This is a genomic window from Leptothrix ochracea L12 (genome assembly GCF_000262525.1).
The window spans coordinates 1-5,215 of record NZ_JH660666.1; the positions used below are offsets into that span (position 1 = coordinate 1).

At 59.2% G+C, this 5,215-nt stretch carries 5 protein-coding genes and 1 pseudogene; 4 read left to right on the top strand and 2 right to left on the bottom strand.

What is annotated here, in order from left to right; all coding sequences use genetic code 11:
* A partial coding sequence (locus tag LEPOCDRAFT_RS00130) for a sugar phosphate nucleotidyltransferase (protein WP_009453128.1) occupies positions 1–414 on the top strand: 414 nt, incomplete at its 5' end.
* A gap of 20 nt (positions 415–434) precedes the next feature.
* On the opposite strand, the gene LEPOCDRAFT_RS00135 is transcribed toward LEPOCDRAFT_RS00130, so the two are convergent.
* A complete protein-coding gene (locus LEPOCDRAFT_RS00135; protein WP_009453129.1) occupies positions 435–665 on the bottom strand; it encodes a sulfurtransferase TusA family protein in 231 nt (76 codons plus the stop codon).
* 37 nt (positions 666–702) lie between these two features.
* Entirely contained in the window at positions 703–2,250 is a 1,548-nt protein-coding gene (locus tag LEPOCDRAFT_RS00140) for a Ppx/GppA phosphatase family protein (protein ID WP_009453130.1), read from the bottom strand.
* Between the two features lie 62 nt (positions 2,251–2,312).
* Here LEPOCDRAFT_RS00140 and LEPOCDRAFT_RS00145 point away from each other — a divergent pair, with 62 nt between their 5' ends.
* The 3 genes and pseudogenes from LEPOCDRAFT_RS00145 to LEPOCDRAFT_RS00155 all read left to right on the top strand — a co-directional run bounded on the left by LEPOCDRAFT_RS00145 (position 2,313) and on the right by LEPOCDRAFT_RS00155 (position 5,101).
* The gene (locus LEPOCDRAFT_RS00145; RefSeq protein WP_009453131.1) at positions 2,313–3,218 is read left to right on the top strand and encodes a dienelactone hydrolase family protein; all 906 of its coding nucleotides are present in this window, start codon (positions 2,313–2,315) and stop codon (positions 3,216–3,218) included.
* 18 nt (positions 3,219–3,236) lie between these two features.
* Positions 3,237–4,017: pseudogene (locus LEPOCDRAFT_RS00150) on the top strand (ZIP family metal transporter).
* A 100-nt stretch (positions 4,018–4,117) separates the two neighbouring features.
* Positions 4,118–5,101, top strand: coding sequence for a YncE family protein (locus LEPOCDRAFT_RS00155; protein ID WP_043909497.1), 984 nt, complete (start codon positions 4,118–4,120; stop codon positions 5,099–5,101).
* The last annotated feature ends 114 nt before the right edge of the window (positions 5,102–5,215 follow it).

The following is a 5,215-nucleotide window of genomic DNA, read 5'->3' on the forward strand; positions in this document are numbered from 1 at the left end:
AGGCGGGCTTCGATTCTGGCTGTTCAGGAGGTGCCGCTCGAACACACCCGGCGTTATGGCGTTGTCGCTGGCGTGTCTGTGAGTGATCGGCTGATCGATGTGCAGCGCATCGTTGAAAAGCCTTCGCCGGAGTTGGCTCCATCGCGTCTCGGGGTGGCTGGGCGCTACATCCTCACGCCAGGGGTGTTTCACGAAATCGCCGCCCAACCTCGGGGTGTGGGCGGTGAAATCCAACTCACGGACGGTATCGCCTCGTTGTTGCGTCGGGAAAAAGTCTTTGCGTATCAGTACAGCGGTAAGCGCTACGACTGCGGCAGCAAGGACGGCTGGCTTGAGGCCAACGTCGAACTGGCGTTGCAGCACCCAGAGTTGGGCGAGGGTTTCAGGGCTTATCTGAAATCGCTGACGTTGTGAGTGTGTGCCGCTGCAGGTGATCAGCGGCGGCGTAACCAGTGCACGAATTCGTTGGGTGCAAGGGTTTGTTGCTCAACGAGTTCATTGCCGCTTTGCTTGGCAAACATCTTGAAGTCGCGCAGCGAACTGTTGTCAGTGGCCAAGATTTTGAGAACTTCGCCGCTGTTCATGTCGGCGAGGGCTTTCTTGGCTTTCAAAATGGGCAGCGGGCAGTTCAGGCCGCGGGTGTCGATTTCTTTGTCGGCATGCATGGTGGTGATTCGTGCAGGAAGGTTCAAAGGGCGGGCGTCAGAGCAGAAAGCCAGGTGGTATCCGGCTGCTCAGAATCAGGCGTAAATGGGGTGCTCGTTGCCAGAGACGTATCTCCTCGCCAAGCAGGTGGGTTGTGCGCAGATGAAGGCTGGTGTGACCTTCGGGAAGATGGATGCGCACTTGCTGTCGGTCCACATGGATGGTTGTGCCTAGGGATAGTCCGTGATCTCGGCCATGGCAGATCAACGTGGCCAAGCGTAAGCACAACATCTGATGAATTTGGAGGTCATCCCAAGGCGTGCCATGTTCGCTCGGTAGCGGACCTTGATGCATGCCGATCAGTGCGGCGATGCGTTGTTGCTCGTTGTACGAAAAGCCAGGTGCATCGGCATGTCCCACCAAGTAGGACCCATGGCGGTGCGGCTCATGGTGCGACACCAAGCGCCCCGTTTCGTGGAGCGCGGCTGCCCAACCAAGCTGTTGGCGAGCTTCGCGCGGGGCGCGGGGCCACGCCTGATCGAACAACGTCAAGGCCACTGCATGGACCCGACGTGCTTGGCGCGCATCGACTTGAAAGCGGGTCTGTAGGGTTTGAACCGTGAGGTCGCGCAGGTCCGTGGGTGAGGGGCGGCCCGGCAGAATTTGCTGGGCGTTGATTCGGTCGTCAAGGTCGAACACCACGCCTTGACGCAGGGCTCCCCGGGCTGGCAACAGGGACTGAATGTCCAGATGAACGGCCAGGGTGTAGAGGATGGCCAAACCGCTGGCTAGCACAGCGCGGTGGCCTGGTTCAAGCCCCGGTAGATCGAGTCGATCCAGTCGGCCAGCGTTCAGGCAAGCTTCGATGCACCAGCGCAACCCAGCCGGAGTGACGGTGCCGTCGGTGATCTTGTTGACGTAGAGAATTTCAGCGATCGAGGCCACCGTGCCCGAAGAGCCCAAGGCTTCTTGCCAGTGTGACGATCCAAAAGTGTGGAGGCCCGGGCCAAAGCAGGCGGCAGCGGTGATTTGAGCGGCTCTGAAGGCTTCGCCGGTGTAGCGGCCATCAGGGAAGTGGCGTTGGGCCAAGCTGATGCAGCCTACGCCAAAAGACTCGGTGGCGGTTGCATCGGCACCACGACCCAGAATCAATTCGGTGGATCGCCCCCCGATGTCGATGACCAGCCGGGTGCGTTTGGCCGGCTGAAGCCGCGAAACGCCCAAATAGATCAGGCGAGCTTCCTCACGACCACCGATCAGGTCAATCGGATGTCCTAGGACCAGTTCGGCGCGATGCACGAAACTATCTCGATTCACGGCCTCCCGCAAGGTTTGAGTGGCGACCACCCGAACCTGTGCCTCAGGGACTAAATCGAGGCGATCGCGAAAGCGTGCCAAGCAGGCCAAGCCGCGCCGCATCGCATCCTCGCTCAACCGTCCGTGACGACTCAAACCCGCACCGATCCGCACCGATTCTTTCAAGTAGTCCTGCCGCAGATAGCGGCCTTGGCGTAGACGTCCGATCTCAAGTCGGAAGCTGTTGGAGCCGAGATCCAACGCAGCATAAAGACGACCGTCAAGCGTATGAGATGGCGTAGCGAGCATGATCCGAAGAGTCCCTGTGGTGCAGAGCAAGGGCTGAATTCCTAGAATGGCGCCCCCAGCGCATGAAAGAAATCGTTATGAATCGTGATGATGCCCGTCCCTTGGAAATTGACGCACCGACGCCGTCACAGAATTACAACAGGCGCGATTTTGTGCGCACTGGATTAGGTGTTGGTTTTGCCGCTGCTGTTTTACCCGTTTTGGCGCAGACCGCTCAGCATACCGATGCCAGCGGCTTGGTGGCTGGAGAGGTGACGATCGCGGTGGCTGGTTTCCAAATGCCGGCTTATCGTGCTGCACCGACAGGTCCCGGGCCATGGCCGGTGGTGCTTTTGGTGAGTGAGATATTTGGCGTCCATGAGTACATCGCTGATGTGGCACGTCGCTTGGCTCACCAAGGCTATTTGGTGGTGGCCCCTGAACTCTTTGTCCGTCAAGGCGATGCGGCCAGCTATGGCGAAATCGCCAAGCTGATGAGTGAGGTGGTTTCGAAGGTGCCCGATGCTCAAGTGTTGGCTGATTTGGACGCTTGCGCTGCTTGGGCGACCACTCAAGGTGGCGATGTGAATCGCTTGGCTGTGACGGGTTTTTGCTGGGGTGGCCGCATCAGTTGGCTTTACGCCGCGCATAACCCGCGCCTCAAAGCGGCGGTGGTTTGGTATGGCCGTTTGACAGGGCCAGTGAATGAGCGCTCACCGGTGCATCCGCTGGATGTCGTAGCCAAGTTATCGGCACCGGTCTTGGGGCTGTACGGCGGGCAGGATGTCGGTATTCCGTGGGTGCAGGTCGAACAAATGAAGTTAGGCTTAGCAAAGGGGACAAAAGCGGCCCAAGCCTCCAGCTTCGTGGTTTACCCTGATGCCCCTCACGCTTTTCACGCCGATTACCGTCCGAGTTATCGCAAGGATGCGGCCGAGGATGGTTGGCGGCGGAGCCTTGAGTGGCTGCGTATTCACGGCGTGGTCTGATCACCCCAGAAAGATTGCATGACCCTGTTGTTCATTGTGTTGGCCACTTTTGCCGGTGGTGTGCTTTCGGTCTTTATTGCCGCATTTCTGACGTATCAGGTGCTTGGGCGAGTGGTGCCGCACATGGTCAGCCTCTCAACGGGGGTGTTGCTTGGGACAGCCCTGCTGCATGTTTTGCCGGAAGCTTTTGAAAGCCATGCCGATGCCCATGAGCTTTTTCTGACCCTGCTCGTGGGCCTGCTGTTTTCTTTATGCTCGAAAAGGCCGAGCTTTATCGCCATGGTCACCACCACGAAGGCGATGACCCTGCCCATCACCACGATCACGGTTTTGATGCTCAGCAAGCGGGGCGCGGTGGCTGGAGCGTGCTGGTGGGTGACAGCATCCACAACTTTTGCGACGGCATCTTGATTGCTGCGGCTTTCCTGACCGACGTTCAACTGGGTTGGATCACGGCGATTGCGGCGATCGCGCATGAGATTCCCCAAGAAGTGGGCGACACCATCGTGTTGCTTAACGCTGGTTTCTCTCGGACCCGGGCCTTGCTTTACAACGCGCTCTCTGGTGTGGCGGCTGTGGTGGGCGGGGTGTTGGGTTATTACGTCATCGGGCCTTTCCAAGACCTGTTGCCCTATTTTTGGTGGCGGCGTCGAGTAGTTTCATTTACATCGCCGTGGCTGACTTGATCCCACAGTTGCAGCGTCGCCTCCATTGGCGTGAAACGCTCTCCCAATTGATCTGGTTGGCGGCAGGACTGGGTTCAATCTCGCTTATCGTGAGCGGGATGCATGCGCATTGAGCGCTTTTTGATTTTTGAATCGATCAACAAGGACGATATGGGTTTGACGAAGATGGCACGGCTGGTTGGCCTGAGTTTGGGGCTGGGTTTGGGCGTATGGATGTCGGCCCAAGCCCAAGGGAGCGCGGCGGCACCGGCGGCCTCAACCGCTGCGTCCGCCAAGACGCCGATATTTGTCCTCAACTCGCTCGACGCCACGCTCAGCGTGATTGATCCGGTGGCGCTGACTGAGATCAAGCGCGTGCCGGTGGGCAAAGAGCCGCATCACCTCTACCTTTCGCCGGACGAGAAATCGCTCTTGGTGGCCAACGCGCTGGGCAATTCGCTCACCTTGGTTGATCCGCGCACGGGCGATATCCAACGCACGATCAACGACATCGTCGATCCCTATCAGCTGCGTTTTTCACCCGACATGAAGTGGTTTGTGACCGCCGCCAATCGGCTCAACCACATCGACATCTACAAGGTGATCCGCCCGGTAGGGGGCGGCTTCGAGCTGCAACTGGCCAAGCGCGTGCCGGCAGGCAAAACGCCGAGCCACGTGATCATCGACAGCAAAAGCACGGTGGTTTACGCCAGCTTGCAAGACAGCGATCAGCTCATCGCTATCGACTTGGCCACCCAAACCCCGCGTTGGACGCACCCCTCGGGCAAGATGCCAGCTGACGTTTTTCTCAGTGCCGATGACAAAACCTTGCTGGTTGGTTTGACGGGGGACTCGGTGGTCGAGGCGTGGGACGTGCAAGGGGCCGAGCCCAAGCTGATCAAGCGCATCCCGACCGGCGACGGCGCGCACGCTTTCCGCGCTTGGGGCGACAAGCGCCATGTGCTGGTGAGCAACCGCGTGGCCAACTCCATCAGTCGCATCGACATCCAAACCCTGAGTGTGACCGACACTTATCCGGGGCCGAGTGGTCCCGATTGCATGGATTTATCGGCCGACCGCAAGTTCATCTATGTGGCTTCGCGCTGGGCGCGCAAGCTCACGGTGATCGATACGGCGTCGAAAAAAGTGGTGCAGCAAATCAATGTGGGCAAATCGCCCCATGGGGTTTGGATGCTGGATCACGCTCCCCGTCAATAAGGCGCTTGTATGAACCTTCTGTCGCGTTGTGGGCTTAGCCAAGCCGTGGTCGCCTTGATGGCGGCGGGTGCGGTCGCTTCCGTCGGGTCGGCGGTGGCGGCTCCGGTGGAGCCC